Source organism: Shouchella clausii, from assembly GCF_002250115.1.
Classification (GTDB): Bacteria; Bacillota; Bacilli; order Bacillales; family Bacillaceae_D; genus Shouchella; species Shouchella clausii.
Window position 1 is genome coordinate 2,187,650 of record NZ_CP019985.1, and the last position, 17,336, is coordinate 2,204,985.

Sequence of the window (17,336 nt, forward strand, 5' to 3'; positions counted from 1 at the left end):
TTAGAAGGGCGAGAGAATGGAATTCGGGAGCGAGTATGGTGTAGGGGAGAATACTCGCTCCTTAAATACTACCATATTTATCGGAAAAGTAAAGATTAAAAATCAGTTTTTTGATTCTGCTTTTTCATCTCTTTAATTACTGTGTTTGGGGGAGTTGGTGATAAAGGGAAACTGTCCACAACTATCCTTTTTTTAATCAACAAAGAAAGAGGCGAATCCTGTCAGAGTTGATTTATGTTGACCCCTTGTATGTTGGGTTGTTTATGGCTGTACTCACTTGGCGAGCCTGCATTTTATCACTATCGTAAGGCCTAAGTACGCTTTGAAGTAGAGAGGCGTCGGTAATGTCAACATCGAGCCAGGCTTCGCGGTTGCCTTCTTCTAAAATGACAGGCATGCGGTTGTGGTATTTTGCCACTAGCTCATTAGGGCGTGTGGTAATAATCGTGCAGGAAGAGACCGCCTCGCCGCTGTCGCTGTCTTGCCAAGTGTCCCATAATCCAGCGAACGTCATGAGTCGACCATTTTCGTTTTGAAAGTGGAATGGGGTTTTATCACTCGTCCACTCATAAAAGCCATCGGCGACAATGAGGCAGCGTTTATGGGGGAGCAAGTGTTTAAAAGGCATCGTATCAGCAATGGTTTCCGCCCTAGCATTAATCGGTTTAGGGCCTTTGTTCTTCTGTTTTGACCAATGAGGGATAAGGCCCCAATGAAAAAAGCATGCTTTTGGCGCCGTATGAATGGCAGCGATCGCAAGAATCTCTTCGGTAGGCGCAATGTTATGGCTAGGTGGAAACGACGGAATGTCAAGTCCTAACTCCTCTTCGACGTCAGTAGGTGAGGCAGTTAGCGTAAAACGTCCACACATACAGCAAACCTCCTTTTTAACAAGTATATCCCTTTTTGCTTATTCCATAGACAAGCCTACATAACAAGTGGACAAACTTGGCATATTTCGTTGAGTTTGTCCATATATCTGTAAAAAGCGTTTAGCAGCTTAGAGAACGATCATCCACATAGGACAAAATCGCAATCTTTGAAAAGGAGTGTCTGCACATGCGTAAATTTCGCTTGATCCCGTATAAGCAGGTTGACAAGGTAAGTGCTTTATCTGAAGTACCAATGGGGGTCGAAATCGTTGAAGCACCTGCTGTCTGGAAAGCTTCAGCTAAAGGCGCCGGCCAGATTATTGGCGTAATCGACACTGGTTGCCAAGTCGATCATCCTGATTTGGCCGAAAGAATTATCGGCGGCGTTAATTTGACAACTGACTATGGCGGAGATGAAACGAATTTTTCAGACAACAATGGGCATGGGACACATGTGGCAGGCACTGTTGCTGCTGCAGAAACAGGGAGTGGCGTCGTTGGAGTTGCTCCGAAAGCGGACTTATTCATTATAAAGGCGCTGAGTGGCGATGGCAGTGGGGAAATGGGCTGGATTGCCAAGGCGATACGCTATGCAGTTGATTGGCGTGGCCCTAAGGGGGAACAGATGCGTATCATTACGATGTCTCTTGGTGGCCCCACTGACAGTGAAGAGCTTCATGATGCAGTCAAATATGCTGTGAGCAACAATGTGTCGGTTGTATGTGCTGCTGGAAACGAAGGGGATGGCCGTGAAGACACGAACGAATTTGCTTATCCCGCTGCGTACAATGAAGTGATTGCTGTAGGTGCTGTTGACTTCGATTTGCGGCTAAGCGATTTTACGAATACGAACGAGGAAATTGACATTGTTGCGCCTGGTGTAGGTATTAAGTCAACGTACCTTGACAGTGGTTATGCCGAGTTGTCAGGCACTTCAATGGCCGCGCCCCACGTAGCCGGAGCTTTGGCGTTAATTATTAATCTAGCAGAAGATGCCTTCAAGCGCAGTTTATCGGAAACCGAAATTTATGCGCAACTTGTCAGACGGGCGACGCCAATTGGTTTTACTGCGCAAGCAGAAGGCAATGGCTTTTTAACATTAGGCTTAGTTGAGCGTATTACTGGCCAGTTTACTGAGAAAGGCAAAAAATAAGGCGTGGGATAACCACACGCAAACACTCCCTCTTCGGACATGCAGGGGGAGTGTTTACATCTAATCGCTTTTAGCCGTTTTGCTAAAAATAGCGCATCTCGATAAGGAAATTTAGTATACTGAAAAGAAGTTTAATGTTTCGAGGTGCTGTCATGAAGGCAATGTTACTTGGCATTTTAGCCGCTTTCTTTTTTTCATTTACCTTTTTATTAAACCGAATGATGGAAGTTGAAGGTGGCAGTTGGTTGTTTAGCGCGTCATTGCGCTTTTTGTTTATGTTGCCATTTTTGTTGGTTATCGTTTATATCCGAACGGGATTCAAGGCACTGTGGCTGTCGGTGCGCAAAAATCCTTTTCCTTGGTTTGGTTGGAGCTTTGTCGGGTTCGTCTTGTTTTATGCGCCGCTTACGTTTGCTTCAGGCTATGCGCCTGGCTGGCTTGTTGCTGGCACTTTCCAGTTGACAATTGTCGCCGGCCTGCTGCTGTCGCCGCTTTTTTATCATGTTTCAGCAGATGGTAGCAGAATCAGGCAAACGATTCCCTTACGGTCGCTTTTTTCTTCGGCCGTTATTTTCGTAGGCGTCGTCTTTATTCAAGCACAGCATGCGACTAGCATTTCTGGAAACTTGTTGTTCTCAGTCGCGCCTGTTATCGTTGCTGCATTTACTTACCCACTCGGAAACAGAAAGATGATGGAACTTACTGATGGACGTATCGACACCTTTTCCCGTGTTCTCGGGATGACCGTGATGACGACGCCTGTATGGGTGGCATTGTTTGCGATAGGGACGATTCAACACGGATTGCCGACCGCTTCACAAACGGGCCAGGCATTGATCGTCGCCATTTCTTCCGGAATCATTGCAACATTGCTTTTCTTTTATGCGACGGACCGTACACGGAAAAAACCGAATCAACTTGCTGCCGTCGAAGCAACCCAATCAGGTGAAGTCGTGTTCGCACTCATATTGGAGCTTCTCTTTTTGCAAGCATTGTTTCCTTCTCCACTTGCGCTTCTAGGCATTGGACTTATTGTCATTGGCATGGCGCTTCACAGCTTCCTCACACGGAAAACAGCACAGCCAGATTTGGCAAAAGCGAAGCAAAGCAATAGTGGTTAACATTGGTTCTAGAGAAAGTTTGGACTAGACAGATCCAGGCGAAAAACCCGAATGCGTACGTACGTTTCCTATCAGTCTGAGTGATTTTGGCGACAGCCGCAAACCGCATCTCGCGGTTTTTTTTGCTGAAATGAAAAGTTGGGACAAGTAAGCGGATACATATGGTCGGGACAAATCTATAGAACTATTACTTCTCTACTGTTTTACTAAAAAAGCGGATTTTTTGCGTGAACATCATAACAAAGGAAAACATTTCCGTTAAAATACATACGTAGAGAATAGCAGTCTTAGTTGCCGTATTTCTACTAGCATCTAGTAAGTGAGTGTTCTTTCCATCTCCCTATTCCGACAAACCCGCAATAAAGTAACATTAATGACATCTTTTAGCTGGCAATAGGGATCCATAAAGAACATATTTCCTGACATATTAAAAAAGTAGGGAACTCTAGAAAGCGCGATTCTTGTTACGAAGCCACACGTTCTTCCCTGAAAAAAGAAAAACGTTTCTTGGCTAATTAAGATCATTTTGAAGCGGGATGTAGCTTCTTTGTAGGAGGATGCACCGATGAATGGAGAAAACGAAAGGGGCAAGCTTGCTGAGCTAGGCCAAGAATATATTGGAAGCGACAAAAGGCAAGTCTTAATTGTTGGAGGCCAGGAAGAGAGGGGCTACGAAGCAAGTTCACTAGAGACAAGCCTCATGACAGAAAAACCGCTATACAGTGGCGGGGCCAAACAGATCGAACTCGATTATGAGGCGGTAGCCCAGTTAGGCAATTTATTAGAACGTACTGTACAGGAAAGGTTGCTTCTTGTCCGTACGCATATTAACGATGCGAAGGATATTACTGAGCAGGAGAGCGCACGCTTCTTAGAACGAGTCAACCAACTTCGTGAAATGTATGTCACACTCGTTGAACAGGCAGGGGAGGGCGGGCTTTTTCAAGGGATTGGCCAAGCAAGCGGCCGCCTTACCCAAGCCATTTCTGGAGTGCAGCAGCTCATTAGCGATGCGGAAAGGTGTTGCCGTGCCCTTCGGGAAGCGCAAACGAGTGCTCCGGAGGAATTAGCTGGTTCCATCTCGCAACAGGCCGTGCAGATGGAAGACATCTTTGCGGAAATTAGACATCTTGTGTCCCGCTTGGAAGAAGGGGCTGACCAGCTATTTTTGTTTGTTAACCATGTGTCAATGAATTATATTGAAGATGTGTTTAGGGGCGGACAGGACCTATTTGCCGACTCGGTAGTCGAAGAGCTTCGCGCTCATTTGGATTATATTGTCCGTAACGAACAACAAGTTCACCAGCAAATTGCCGATTATAAAGAACAAGTCGTATTTCTTGCTCAAGCTTTTACAGAACAAGATCAAACACTTGCCCATGCCGATCAATCAAGCACAACCGGGGCGGTTAACCTAGCTGCCCAAGGAACGTCCTATCCTTTGGAAGACTCACCTTATATGCTGTCGGCCATGGATATCCGGGAATTTCACGCTGCTAATGGAATTGAGCGATTGTCAACGGCAACTGTACCGTTGCTGTTTAACATCTTGGAAGAGACTGTTGTCGCTGTTAAAAAACTAGAACTTCTCGGTGAGGAAGCGATGGCCGCCGTTCAGGAGGCTTCGCATGTGCCCCTATACGGAACACTTTCCGTAAGTGAGGAAAGCCTATATGCTTCTTATCGTGCCTCAATCGAGGAAAAAGCGCTAGAGGCTGTGAGCTTGCTCAGAGAAGCGAATACTCAAGTGGCTGGGATTAGGCAGGGACTTTATTCCCTCCAATGGAACTATCCGTCTTTACTGGAAGAATTGCGCCCGCAGATCGAAGAGGTCCTGTTTAATGGCATGGCTTTCCAGAGTGTCCATGCGTGCCACTCCGCTGCCAGTGACATTTTAAATGAAATGCAAATCGCTTTTAAAGATGTGGTTTTCCAGCTCGCGCAAAATCAGGCTCAGTCCATTGAGGAGCTGCACAACAGTTCTCATATGATTGTCGAAAATATGGAATTGCTAAAATCGCAAATGAAACGCGGGACAATAGGGTAATAAGAAGCGCCTCCCATTTGGAGGGCGCTTCTTTTATGAAGACTGTTGGTTGCCTAATCGCCTTTCTTTTAAACCATTCATTAAAACGGCAATTGCCCCGTCACCTGTTACATTTGCAGCTGTTCCGAAACTGTCTTGGGCGAGGTAAAGGGCAATCATAAGGGCGATCGCTCCCTCATCAAAACCTAGCATAGAAGTAAGGATGCCTGTCGCAGCCATGACTGCTCCCCCTGGAACACCAGGAGCGGCAATCATAATGATGCCGAGCATAAAGATTACAGGAATCATCCCTGAAAATCCAGGAAACGTCAATCCTGGGTAAATGTGCATAACGGCTGTGGCAGCTGTTAAAATCGTAATGGTGCTCCCTGAGAGATGGATATTCGCGCATAATGGCACGACAAAGTTCGTGATCGAGTCACGGATGCGGTTTTTTCGAACAGCTTCCAGTGTAACAGGAATGGTTGCAGCACTGCTCATTGTCCCAAGGGCGGTTACATACGCAGGCAACATTGCTTTTAGTAACGACAGGGGATTGTTACGATTAACCGCTGCCGCTACGGTATATTGAATAAATAGCCAAATAATGTGCATAGCCACGGCTAAAAGCAACACAACGCCAAAAACGCCTAATGTTTTAAAGACAGTGCCTTCGTAGCTCATTTCAGCAAAAACGCCAGCGATATAAAAAGGGAGCAATGGAATAATGGCCTTACGTATGACTAATTCAACAATGTTTTTCCCTTCCTCGATAAAGCCATATAGTGTACTTGAATTTGTGGCGGCAATTCCGACGCCGAAGACAAAAGCAAGAAGCAACGCCGTCAAAACGTCAAAAAGCGGCTCAACCGACAGTTGCAAGAACCCTTCCATTTCTGAAGGGGCGCTGGCGCCTGTTCCAGAAATCCCTAGTGAAGGGATGACGTTCATCGCTACGAAAACCGCAAAGAAGCCGGCTAGAATCGTTGACAAATATGAAACCAAAATGGTCGAGCCGAGCATCTTTCCTCCGCCTTTGCCTAGAGCAGCGATGCCAGCAGCAATAAAGAACACAATAATAAGCGGAACCATAAAGAAAATAAAGCTGCCGATCAAGTCTTTTATTGTTACCATCAATTTGGCAATAAACTCATTGGCAATAAAGCCAATAGCAACACCGGCAATAATACCAAAAACAAGCCGGGCAATTAATTTCACAAACAACACTCCAATCTAAATAAAGATGGCTACTTAAGTACGTTGCTAGTATACCATTATTTAGTAGGTTTCGCATTGAGAGCGCTAACATTATCGGCCTGTTGAGTAAAAGGTCAGAAACGTTTCATTTTCAAAAACGACTAAGTTTGGTACGATTAAGTACATGGAGGGGAAAATATGGGAAAATTTTATCAAGAACAATTGGATTTTTCAGATACGGAAAGCATTGAGCAAGCATTTACAAAATTGTTGGCTGTGTCTCTTGATACGAGAGAAGCACTTGAACGCTTTATGGAAGAGGAATCCGTCCTCCTGGATCAGTTGGAGGAAGCAATTACTGGGCATTATATAGATTTTAACTGCCATAACGGTTCTGAAGAAGCAAAGCGTGCCTTTGAGTATGACCAACAAGTGATCGAACCTCTAATGAAGCGTTATGAGGCAAAGCTCGATGAGGCGTTCTTGGCAGCGCCAGCTTTAGCACATTTGCCAGAAGAGAAATACGGTCTGTTTGTAAAAAGAAAACGAAATGCCCAACAACTTTACCGGGAAGAAAACGTCAAGCTTGAAATTGAAGAAGCAAGCCTCGCTACCGCCTATTTTGAACATACTGGATCATTGACAGTAGACTGGGACGGGCAAGAGCTAACCATTCCTCAGCTGTCTCCTTATTTTCAGAATGAAAATAGGGATACCCGCAAAAAGGCAATGTCATTGGCGAGGGAGGCACTGCTCAAAATCGAAGAGCCATTGCAGGAAATTTTTTCGAAGTTGATGGTCATTAGGCAGCAAAAAGCCGAGAATGCAGGGCTCGCTAATTATCGTGATTATATGTTTAAAAAGTACGCCCGCTTTGATTACACGCCTGAAGATTGTAAACAGCTCGCCCTTAGCATTGCTAAACATGTGAAACCATTAAAGGAAAAGTTGCAACGTAAGCATGCCGCCCAACTTGGCGTCGACACATACAGGCCGTGGGATGTGGAAGCCGTTATTCCCGGGCAACAGCCTTTAAAGCCATTTGATGGGGCAGAGGAACTAGTTGAAAAAGCCGGAACAGCCCTTGATGCACTTGATGCTCGTTTTGGCGGCCTGCTTAGAAGAATGGATGCAGAGGGCATGCTTGACTTAGAGAGCCGCAAAGGCAAATCGCCTGGAGGCTTTTGTGCGCCACTGCCGATATCAAAGCTTTCGTTTATTTTTATGAACCACGCAAATACACATGATGACATGATTACGCTATTTCATGAGATGGGCCATTGTATTCATAATGACTTAAAAAAGGAATGGCCTTTGTCGCTTTACCGTGACACGCCGATGGAATCAAGCGAACTAGCGAGCATGTCGATGGAGCTTATGACAATGGACCAATGGTCATTGTTTTATTCAGAAGTGGACTTAAAACGAGCCAAATACAAGCAATTAAAAGGCATTGTCGACTTTTTGCCGGCAGGAATTGTGATTGACCAATTCCAACATTGGCTCTATGAAAACCCATCACATAGCGAAGAAGAACGAAACCGAAAATACCGGGAGCTGTTAGAAACAATAGATGCCAATGTTTCCGATTGGAGCGGATATGAAAAATGGCGGGAGAGCAGTTGGATCAAGGTGCTCCATATTTTCGAAGTACCGTTTTACTACGTAGAATATGTGATTGCCCAGCTTGGCGCGCTGCAGTTGTATAAAAACTATAAACAACAGCCTGAACAAACGCTTGCCCGCTATAAGGAAGCCCTGGCACTTGGCAGTTCAAAATCTCTTCATGAAGTGTACAGTGCAGCTGGAGTGCGCTTTAATTTTTCAACAGAAATGATTGGCGATTTAATGGCTTTTGTTGAACAAGAGTTAAACGAGCTTGCCTAAAAGAATACTAGCAGCATCGTTTCTTTAATGATGGATAAAAACAATGTCTCTTCGTTTAGTGATCAAACAGAGACCTCTAGCTACGGAGAAGGCGAGTAGCTGCATACCGGCGTTCATTAATCTGACCTTTTTTGACTTTTTTTGTCCAAAGGGGTTGAAAGGTCAATAAAGGTCAGTTATAATAAAGCCATAGTCAACAGCCTCTCTATTTTAAAGGCTGTTTGTTTTTACTCAAAAGGTCAAAGATAGTCAAAATCAAATTTCGCTTATAAATAAAAAACAAGGAGGAGAAAGTCCATGAAATGTCAACATTGTCAAACTCGTGAGGCTGTGATTTCCTTGAATGTTGTTGTAAACAATCGTCAAAGCCACTACGCGCTTTGCCAAGAGTGCTATGCGCAATGGAGCGATTCAAACATGAATGGTCAATTTGATTCGCTGTTCCAGCAATTTATGAATCAAGGCCAGCCACAACAAAACGTTCGTACAAAAGAGCAAAAACGGACTGATGATGGTTTCCTCGGTCAATTTGGCCACAATTTAACAAACGATGCGAGAGACGGCAAGATTGACCCAGTGATCGGCCGCGACCAAGAAGTAGAGCGTGTCATTCAAGTGTTAAGCCGTCGAACAAAAAATAACCCTGTGTTGATCGGGGAAGCAGGCGTCGGAAAGACAGCGATTGCCGAAGGGCTTGCACGGCGAATTGCCAGCGGCGACGTGCCAGCAAAACTGCAAAATAAACAAATCTATGCGATTGACTTTTCTTCACTTGTCGCCGGTACAAGCTACCGCGGCCAATTTGAAGAACGGATGCAGCAGCTGATTGACGAAGTCAGCCGCCGTGATGATGTGATTGTGTTTGTCGATGAACTTCACATGATCGTAGGCGCTGGTGCTTCTGGAGAAGGCAACATGGATGCGGGCAATTTGCTCAAGCCAGCACTTGCTCGAGGAAGCATGCAACTGATTGGGGCGACAACGCTAGCAGAATACCGCAAAATTGAAAAGGACCCGGCCCTTGAACGCCGCTTCCAACCGGTCACGGTCAAAGAGCCTACAACAAGCCAAGCGTTGGCGATTTTGCAAGGACTAAAAGGCGTTTATGAAACGTACCACGGCGTTCGTTACTCAGATGAAGTGCTAGAAGCGTGCGTCAAACTGTCAGATCGTTATATTCAAGACCGTTATCTTCCAGACAAAGCGATCGACCTACTTGATGAAGCCGGTTCCCACTTGTCTTTGTCTTCTAACCATGAAGATAAAGCGACATTGGAGAAACGTCTTGCTACGATACGCTCGAAAAAACAAGAAGCAACCAAACAAGAGCGGTATGAAGAAGCGGCTGCGCTTCGCGATGAGGAACTGAAAGTAAACGCAAAATTGCAAGAAGCTGTGTCAGAATTAGAACCAGTAGATGTCACTGTGGAAGATATTGAAATGCTGATTGAACGGCAAACGGGCGTACCTGTCCGTAAGTTGCAAAAAGCGGAGCAACAAAAAATGAAAGACTTGGCCAACAGGCTCTCAAGCAAAGTCATTGGGCAAGAAGAAGCGGTCGACAAAGTGGCAAAAGCTGTTAAGCGGAGCCGTGCTGGCTTAAAAGCAGGCAATCGTCCAATCAGCTTTTTGTTTGTCGGACCGACTGGCGTCGGAAAAACGGAATTGACGAAACAACTTGCCCAAGAGGTGTACGGCAAGAAAGAAAGCATGATACGCCTTGATATGAGTGAGTTTATGGAAAAACACTCTGTATCGAAACTGATTGGTTCCCCTCCTGGCTATGTTGGCCATGAAGAAGGCGGCCAACTGACGGAACGGGTGCGGCGCAATCCATACAGTATCATTTTGCTGGATGAAATTGAAAAAGCCCATCCTGACGTGCAGCATATGTTTTTGCAAATTATGGAGGATGGCCGCTTGACGGATAGCCAAGGGCGTGTCGTTTCCTTCAAGGATACAATGATTATTATGACGTCAAATGCGGGTGTTGGCGTGACAAAACCATCGCTTGGTTTTACAGCTGAACAAAGCAAAACACTTGGGATTTTGGAAAACCTTAACGATTATTTCAAACCAGAATTCCTTAACCGCTTTGACGCATTGATCGAGTTTAACCAGCTTTCAGAAGAAAACTTGATTGACATTGTCGATGTGATGCTTGCCGATTTGAATGAACGGTTGGCAGCGCAAAACATTGAGATGGAAGTGAGCGAGGAAGCGAAGCGTAAACTTGCTAAACTTGGCTACCACCCTGCGTTTGGCGCCCGTCCGCTTCGCCGTGTGATTCAGGATACCATTGAAGACGACATCACCGATCTTTTGATCGACGATAGCGACTTGAAGCGTGTAAACGTCGATGTCGTCGAAGATCAACTTGTTGTCTGTAAAGGATAAGCGCAAGAAAAACGGCGACGCGTGCGAGTGTTTGTCCGTAGTCTGAAGGCTGCTGGGATGCCCAGCAGCCTTTTTTGGTTATGCAGACACTAAGCCGCGCAGAGACTTAGGTAAAACGAGACAGATGCTGCTCTGTTTGTACAAAGTTTGCTGGAACAGGTTGATGGACTATGTGTGATTTTAATGGTATTGTTCGAGCCCGCGTACAATGGCTATTGCAGCTTCGTTTGGAAAACTGGCAGCCTTCATCCGTTCTGCTTCTTCAGCATTTGTAATAAATCCAAGTTCGACAAGGGCGGCAGGCATGGCAGTGTTGCGCAATACACTAAAATTCGCCGATTTGACGCCGCGGTTTCTTGTATTTAGCGTGTTGACGAGTTCAGTTTGCAAAGCTGAAGCCAAAGCTTGCCCTTGGCTGCTTGCTGGGAAATGGAATGTTTCTGTTCCATGGGCACTTGGGGTAGCTGCATTGGCATGAATGCTAACAAATGTATCGGCATTACTGGCATTGGCAAGCTCAGCCCGGGCTTCGAGCCCAACGTAGACGTCCCCTGTTCTCGTCATAATGACTGTTGCCCCTGCCTCTTCAAGCCTATCTTTCGTATGTGCAGCTACTTTTAAAACAAGATCTTTCTCGTAAATTCCATTTGCGACTGCCCCAGGGTCGCTCCCACCGTGGCCCGCATCAATGGCAATGACTTTACCAGATACACTAGCCGCCGCTTCTGGTGCTAGAAAATAGCTAGTGGAGACTACTGCAAGGATGGCGGCCATCAAAAATGAAAAAGCATGCTTTTTTCTCATGAGCGCCTCCTTGGTTTTTATCGATTGGCTTATTTAGTAGTCTAAGAGATTGCCATAGAGGCAACAAGGGATTTTGTCGAAAACAGCCCTTCCTGATTAAAATGAAGGGAAAATATGTATCCAAAGAGAAAAACATGAAGAATAACAGTGGTTAAGTTTTATGAAAGCAAGGAAAAGTGTCTGAACAGAGGTGACTAGTAACGCTTCAAGATCGCCCAATTAGGAAACTGTTTAACTCATTTCAATCTTTTGTCCCAGATAGCGATGGTAGCGAAGTAACAAATTGGCTTAATTTCTCGTTTTTCAGTACTCACATATGTTTCATATTTTGCGAGCGAGGCGCAAAATATGAAATTAGCAAAATGGAAAACTATAGTAAAATAAGTACTAAAACCTAGACCTTTAGGCTTGTAATCGGAGGAGAAACGATGAAATCAAATTTAGAAGCATACCGGATTATGAATGACATTTATCGTCTATTGCGCCAAGAGGTAGGCTCTCCGACGTCTACGTTTCGCGAAGTGGTAGATCTTGCGATTGTAAAGCTACGCGGGCGAATGGAAGACAAAGAATTAAGTCGGCTCTGGCATATTGTCTACTTGCGCCAAGACATGATGAATTTCGAGACGATCTCCCGCAGCCAAGTCGAGTATTTAAAAGCTGTTCGCAAAGCTCTAATGAAAGCGCTAAAAAAGCAGGACGATGATAATGAGATCTGCGTATAAATAACGCAGAATCGGTACTCAAAAGGGGGAGAAGGGGAGGAACGGCTTGACTAAATCGTATTGGCAGATAATTCGAAATATAAAACGTTGAACGATTTCCTTCTTCTATTTCAACATAACGTTTTTTGTTCGGTTAATTAGCAAGTTTTAAGCGTCATACTGTGCACTGGGCTCCTATACAAAGCATTTGCTATAAGTGGTCTGGTTATGGCTATCCATGGCTATGAACAGTCATGTATTAGAAATGCTTTGCTGTTTTTAGCAGATAGCTACAAAAACAAAGGAATATTGACAGTCTTTGCAAAATAACTGGGAGAAAACCCAATTGTTGTGGAAAGTAGGTACCGTTATTTAAACTTAATGTCCTATATAAATCATTTATGGCCGAGCGAAAGGAGGTGACAAAAAAGCGGAGTTCTGCACAAGAAAACTGAGTAAACATCGAAGTTATATAAGGTTATTTGAATAGGCCAAAGCAAGGAATTCGGAGGCAAAACCAGCTAGTGGTTAAAGCGTTGATTGCAAGAAAGGACTTGAGATTTAGTCTACTCTTGTTCTTTATATAAAGCCCCTTTTATGGACTCACTTATAATAGCAATTAGAGGTTATGGGGAAGATGGCGCAATAGGTTGATACGGCGAATATGCGGGATGCCGCTAGATCATTCACTAAGAGGGTTTTTTATGGATATGCTGACAGATAAACGCATTGAGCGCTTAGTGAAATTGATTCATTTCATTGGCGCCAAAGAAAACTGCACGAAGGCGGAAATCCGTAAAACATTGGCTTGTTCGGACCGCACGGTTGATTATACGATAAAAGAATTGGAAAAAGAACTACAGCAAACGGGCACAGACATGGCGATTGTGCGCAATGCTCATAATCAATATGGTTTTTCAAATAAAGATGACCGGCAGCTTAATGAAGTTTTGCGCCGTCTCTATCTTCAGGATGATATGGTCCGTTTTATTGGCTGCTCTTTATCTGGCCGCTTAAGTGTGGATTCGTTTATTCAAAAACATTTCTTAAGCCGTTCTACATTCTTCCGTAAGCTCCATAAAATCAAACCTTTGCTTCATGCTTTCCATCTACGATTTGAGCCGAGGACGTTTAAACTTATTGGCAAAGAACATCATATCCGCATTTTTTATTTTTGCTTTTTTTGGGAAGTTACCGGAAGTGGAATTGCGTGGCCTTTTTCGATTGAAAAACAGTTTGCTAAACAATTGTTTGCGCCGATTGCAAAGGCTATGAAGTTAAACTTGTCCTCATTGCAAACAGAACGTTTCTTGTACTGGATTGCTATCCAATGGTTGCGAGTAAAACAAGGGCGCTTCACTGACCTTTATGATGAGGCATTTCCGTCCGACTTGCAAACAAAGATGTTTGCACATGCTGGCGAATTGCTTAAAACCGTGCCAGAAAACATAAGGTCATCAGAAGTGCAGTTTTTATTGATCATTCTTTTAAATTCGCCGTTTCTTTACCATGACGAGGATCTTGTTGCTTCTAATCTAGCTGCAAATCAGTTACACCGTACTGAAGAATGGAGGGCAACGCGGCGGTTCGCCCGTGCTTTAAAAAAAAGTTTTCTAATGCATTGGAAGAAAAAGCGGCACAGCGGATGGAAGGGCATTTGCTGCAAATCCATCGAAATAAACGGTACTTTTCTGTAAATTATTCCAGCTTTAAAGAGCGGATTCAACTAGAAGTATTGCAAGAACGTCATCCGCTTATTACAGAAGGCGTTTTTGCTGCTTTTGACAAAGTATTGGCTGAGGAAATGGTGCCTTTTTTACAAGTCGATCAAGCTGCCTTGCTCATCCGTTACATTTTAGTGGTCTATACATTTGCCGACATTGAGAAATTAAATGAACCATTGAATATCCACATCTTTTCAAGTGAAGGGCCTGTCTACGAGCAAAAGCTTTCTGAACGAATGAATGCTGCACTGCCGTACCATTTAAACGTCCAAACGTCCGTAACGTACGCTCATGACAAAGCAGAAATGCCTTCATTCATTATTACAGACACACTTTTTCCCTATCATGAAAAAGTCGACGTCCTTTATATCCAGTCTCCACCGACGAACCAAGACTGGCGACGCATCCAAGAACAGTGTGAAAAGCACCATAAAAGGGCGATTGAATCGATCCTTCTTAAACGAAAAGAGCAGCAAGAGACGGAATACCTTTTAAAAAGGGAGCTGAATGGGGGATAAAAAACCTGCAAGGCTATGCAAGAACCTTGCAGGTTTTACAGGCTGTAGACTTGTTGTTGTTCATGTGCCGCCGAACGTTCGTTATTTACATCTCCGCTCGCCTACACTTCTCGCTCCTGCCTATGTGTGAAGGAAACCCATTCAAAAGCCAAAAGCACAGTTGTCCACTATAAAGGGGGCATGCCAAAAGACATTTATGTGTTTTGGCCAGTTGTGTGCAGCATGCCTCTGCGAAATAATTCGTTTTTTAAAATCACAATAAAATCAACGGATAATTGATGTTCGATCGCTTGGTAGTACGAATGGAGCAGAAGGTCGTCTGATAAATCTTTCAGCATACGATATCCCCCTCTGTTATGTGGTGAGAAATGTTGGCTATGTGTGCCTTAATATTACTACATATAGTATTTAATATCAATAAAAACCCTATATATATGATTGGTGATCGTTTAATTCGACCATGTAATAGCGGAGCGTTTTTTCAACATTTCTAGAAAGGACGAACGGTGCACCGCCAACTGAATATTTTACTCCTTTAACCCAATAAAGGTGTTCGATATAATGGGGAGACAAGGATGCTTTTTCAGAAACATGGATCCCGTGTTTTTGCATAAAGTCTTTTAGTTTTCTCATGTCGATGGAGAGGCGGGCGAGTGCTCGTTGAATAATGTTTATATAGATAGAAGGGTATTTAATGCCTGCCACTTGTTTCCCTTGGAAACGCACCAATTCCCGTGTCAAAATGATGCGCGCATAATGCAAGCGGATATAGGCTTGCGCCGCCTTTTCCGCTTTTTCGCTAATGGTTTCCCGGGCGGTTGGGGCAAGCCCAAATAGGGCTCGCACTTGGTTGTTGGACAGTTCCATGTTTTAAACGGGGCTGACATGTTTGATGATACGCAAAGGAAGCCACTCGCACCTATCTGGAAAAGCGATTTTGATCTGCTTGTTCCATTCGTCCAATTTATCAATAGTGCCAATTCTTTGGCGGTAGCGTCCGTGATCCCAATAAGTGACAGTGACCTCATACGTGTGATTTAACGCGTCCATGATCGTAGCCCCTAGCTCGCGCCATTCGTCATCGTCCAATTCCCCATGCAACGGAACGTCCTCTTCCCGCCGTTGGAGTTCAAGCCACGCCTGTTTATGTTCAGGCAGCATCATCCGACTTCCTTCCCATAACAAGTTTCCTCGATGGATGTACAACTCTTCTTTTGCCATCAGCAAACTCCTTTCTAATTGGAACATTTGTTTGTATTGTATGCGAATGTCCGTTCGATAACAAGAGGAAAATAGAGGAAAAAGACTGGTTCTTTTCTGGATGGGAACAGCGTAATTGTAAGAAGGAAACGTCGTGCCTGTTAGCACCATGAAATAACTACCGCGTTTCTTGAATAAGTGCAATTAAATGGGCAAATTGTGTTATGATGTTGCTTAAGGCCTATGGTAAGATGGAATTTTTGCGAAAAACAAGGGAAGAGGAGACGTTGTATGAAACTAACTGCGACCATGCCTTCGGAGCGGATTCACGAGTTGGACATGATCCGGGGAATTGCCTTGTTCGGCATTTTAATGGCAAACATGATTGCCTTTAAAACGTTAGCTTTTACTGACGCAAGCTTTATGCTAGAAGGGAAAGCCCTGTCTGAAAACCGCTTGGACGCCAATGTACAGCTGTTTATTAGTTTTTTTGTAGACGGCAAGTTTTACCCGATGTTTTCTTTGCTGTTTGGACTTGGGTTTTTTATTTTTTATACCCGCGTTCTAGCGAAAAATATGGCAGCAACACGGGTTTTTTATAGGCGGATCGTCTTTTTGCTAGTGGTCGGTCTTGTGCATTTGCTGCTCTTATGGTCAGGAGACATCTTGTATACATATGCATTAACAGCTTTGCTTTTGCCATTGTTCTTCCACCGCAAGCAAAAGACGCTGATTACTTGGACGATCGCTCTAATGCTTGTTTCCGCAGTAATGATGACATGCTATACGTTGTTTTTAGGGGTTAGCATGGAATTTGGCTTACGGGAAGGGCTCATGACAATGGAAGACATTGCTGGCGATACGGCTAGTGCTTTAGCAACAATGGCAAACGGCACCTATTTACAAATAGTAGAGTATCGCTTTTTTAATGAATCATTTTTCCAACTTTTCACCGTTGTCTTTGTCATACCAGGAATTTTGCCGTTGTTTTTAATTGGCTTATCTATGGGGAAGGCAGGAATGTTCCATGATGTGAAAGCCAACATAACACGCTGGAAAAGGCTGTGCTGGATTGGCTTCTTGGCGGGTTTCCCCCTTACGTTGCTTGAAGTGTCGATCAGATACAATCTAATCGACATGAATCCTGTGTTTACACAAGGGTTGGCCGAGGGCATCAGAATGCTTGCTGGCCCGTTGCAAATGTTGTTTTATGTATCAGCATTTGTGCTCCTTTTACAGAAAGGAACAGTGGCACGTTTGTTCATGCCAATTGCCTCGGCGGGGCGCATGGCCTTGACGAATTATTTGCTGCAAACGATTGTGGCAACGACCATCTTTTATGGGTATGGCTTTGGTTTGTTTGGCAGCGTATCTAGCAGCCAAGGGTTACTTATTGCCGTTGTCATTTATGCTACGCAAGTCGTACTCAGCCACTTGTATTTAAAAAAATGGAAACAAGGGCCCCTTGAAGCTTTATGGCGGAAATGGACATATGGCGGTGGGGCGGCCAAACGTACCGCATAAAGAGCCATTTGGGCAATCGCCCAAATGGCTCTTAGCCTGAGAAGACACCCCTTTAACAACAATTTCGCTCCTTTTCTATGTTGGACAACCTCATCCGAGCCACACACTGGACTAAACTTAAAATCCGATAACATTTGAAAGCTACTGGAAGAACTTCTAACAAATTAAAATCGATATTAAAGAGGGAATTGCCTTTCTAACATCGAAAT

The 17,336-nt window shown here is 44.3% G+C and carries 15 protein-coding genes; 9 read left to right on the forward strand and 6 right to left on the reverse strand.

Annotated features, from left to right (window positions below; all coding sequences use genetic code 11):
- Window positions 1-232: 232 nt before the first annotated feature.
- Complete coding sequence (locus BC8716_RS10420; protein WP_094425458.1) at window positions 233-871, reverse strand: SOS response-associated peptidase; 639 nt, start codon at window positions 869-871, stop codon at window positions 233-235.
- Window positions 872-1,059: 188 nt separating this feature from the next.
- On the opposite strand from BC8716_RS10420, the gene BC8716_RS10425 reads away from it, so the two are divergent.
- The 3 genes from BC8716_RS10425 (at window position 1,060) to BC8716_RS10435 (ending at window position 5,193) form a co-directional block, all read left to right on the forward strand.
- On the forward strand, window positions 1,060-2,025 hold the full coding sequence (locus BC8716_RS10425; RefSeq protein ID WP_094425460.1) for a S8 family peptidase: 966 nt from the start codon (window positions 1,060-1,062) through the stop codon (window positions 2,023-2,025).
- A 152-nt stretch (window positions 2,026-2,177) separates the two neighbouring features.
- Window positions 2,178-3,146 carry a DMT family transporter gene (locus BC8716_RS10430; RefSeq protein WP_094429228.1) on the forward strand — a complete coding sequence of 323 codons (969 nt, stop codon included), beginning with the start codon at window positions 2,178-2,180 and terminating at the stop codon, window positions 3,144-3,146.
- Window positions 3,147-3,711: 565 nt separating this feature from the next.
- Window positions 3,712-5,193, forward strand: a complete 1,482-nt coding sequence (locus BC8716_RS10435; protein WP_094425462.1) for an SA1320 family protein — start codon at window positions 3,712-3,714, stop codon at window positions 5,191-5,193.
- A 33-nt stretch (window positions 5,194-5,226) separates the two neighbouring features.
- Here BC8716_RS10435 and BC8716_RS10440 read toward each other — a convergent pair whose 3' ends face one another.
- A complete protein-coding gene (locus BC8716_RS10440; RefSeq protein WP_094425464.1) occupies window positions 5,227-6,390 on the reverse strand; it encodes a dicarboxylate/amino acid:cation symporter in 1,164 nt (387 codons plus the stop codon).
- Between the two features lie 177 nt (window positions 6,391-6,567).
- On the opposite strand from BC8716_RS10440, the gene BC8716_RS10445 reads away from it, so the two are divergent.
- Both BC8716_RS10445 and BC8716_RS10450 read left to right on the forward strand, forming a co-directional pair.
- On the forward strand, window positions 6,568-8,256 hold the full coding sequence (locus BC8716_RS10445) for a M3 family oligoendopeptidase (protein WP_094425466.1): 1,689 nt from the start codon (window positions 6,568-6,570) through the stop codon (window positions 8,254-8,256).
- A gap of 297 nt (window positions 8,257-8,553) precedes the next feature.
- Complete coding sequence (locus BC8716_RS10450; protein ID WP_094425468.1) at window positions 8,554-10,653, forward strand: ATP-dependent Clp protease ATP-binding subunit; 2,100 nt, start codon at window positions 8,554-8,556, stop codon at window positions 10,651-10,653.
- A 180-nt stretch (window positions 10,654-10,833) separates the two neighbouring features.
- Here BC8716_RS10450 and BC8716_RS10455 read toward each other — a convergent pair whose 3' ends face one another.
- The gene (locus BC8716_RS10455) at window positions 10,834-11,457 is read right to left on the reverse strand and encodes an N-acetylmuramoyl-L-alanine amidase family protein (protein WP_094425470.1); all 624 of its coding nucleotides are present in this window, start codon (window positions 11,455-11,457) and stop codon (window positions 10,834-10,836) included.
- A 428-nt stretch (window positions 11,458-11,885) separates the two neighbouring features.
- Here BC8716_RS10455 and BC8716_RS10460 point away from each other — a divergent pair, with 428 nt between their 5' ends.
- The 3 genes from BC8716_RS10460 (at window position 11,886) to BC8716_RS10470 (ending at window position 14,403) form a co-directional block, all read left to right on the forward strand.
- Complete coding sequence (locus BC8716_RS10460; RefSeq protein ID WP_094425472.1) at window positions 11,886-12,182, forward strand: hypothetical protein; 297 nt, start codon at window positions 11,886-11,888, stop codon at window positions 12,180-12,182.
- Window positions 12,183-12,865: 683 nt separating this feature from the next.
- The gene (locus BC8716_RS10465; protein WP_157730408.1) at window positions 12,866-13,858 is read left to right on the forward strand and encodes a helix-turn-helix domain-containing protein; all 993 of its coding nucleotides are present in this window, start codon (window positions 12,866-12,868) and stop codon (window positions 13,856-13,858) included.
- Window positions 13,807-14,403, forward strand: a complete 597-nt coding sequence (locus BC8716_RS10470) for a hypothetical protein (RefSeq protein WP_094425476.1) — start codon at window positions 13,807-13,809, stop codon at window positions 14,401-14,403. Before BC8716_RS10465 ends, BC8716_RS10470 begins: the two co-directional genes overlap by 52 nt.
- Window positions 14,404-14,597: 194 nt before the next feature.
- Here BC8716_RS10470 and sda read toward each other — a convergent pair whose 3' ends face one another.
- The 3 genes from sda to BC8716_RS10485 all read right to left on the reverse strand — a co-directional run bounded on the left by sda (window position 14,598) and on the right by BC8716_RS10485 (window position 15,624).
- Window positions 14,598-14,741 carry a sporulation histidine kinase inhibitor Sda gene (gene sda, locus BC8716_RS10475; RefSeq protein ID WP_082808205.1) on the reverse strand — a complete coding sequence of 48 codons (144 nt, stop codon included), beginning with the start codon at window positions 14,739-14,741 and terminating at the stop codon, window positions 14,598-14,600.
- Window positions 14,742-14,829: 88 nt separating this feature from the next.
- Window positions 14,830-15,270, reverse strand: a complete 441-nt coding sequence (locus BC8716_RS10480) for a YhjD family protein (protein ID WP_142420020.1) — start codon at window positions 15,268-15,270, stop codon at window positions 14,830-14,832.
- Window positions 15,271-15,273: 3 nt separating this feature from the next.
- Window positions 15,274-15,624: a YolD-like family protein gene (locus BC8716_RS10485; RefSeq protein WP_094425480.1), complete on the reverse strand. Its 351-nt coding sequence runs from the start codon at window positions 15,622-15,624 to the stop codon at window positions 15,274-15,276.
- A gap of 270 nt (window positions 15,625-15,894) precedes the next feature.
- Between BC8716_RS10485 and BC8716_RS10490 the strand changes: the two genes are divergently transcribed.
- Window positions 15,895-17,127 (forward strand): DUF418 domain-containing protein, encoded by a 1,233-nt coding sequence (locus BC8716_RS10490; RefSeq protein WP_157730410.1) that lies wholly within the window; start codon window positions 15,895-15,897, stop codon window positions 17,125-17,127.
- The last annotated feature ends 209 nt before the right edge of the window (window positions 17,128-17,336 follow it).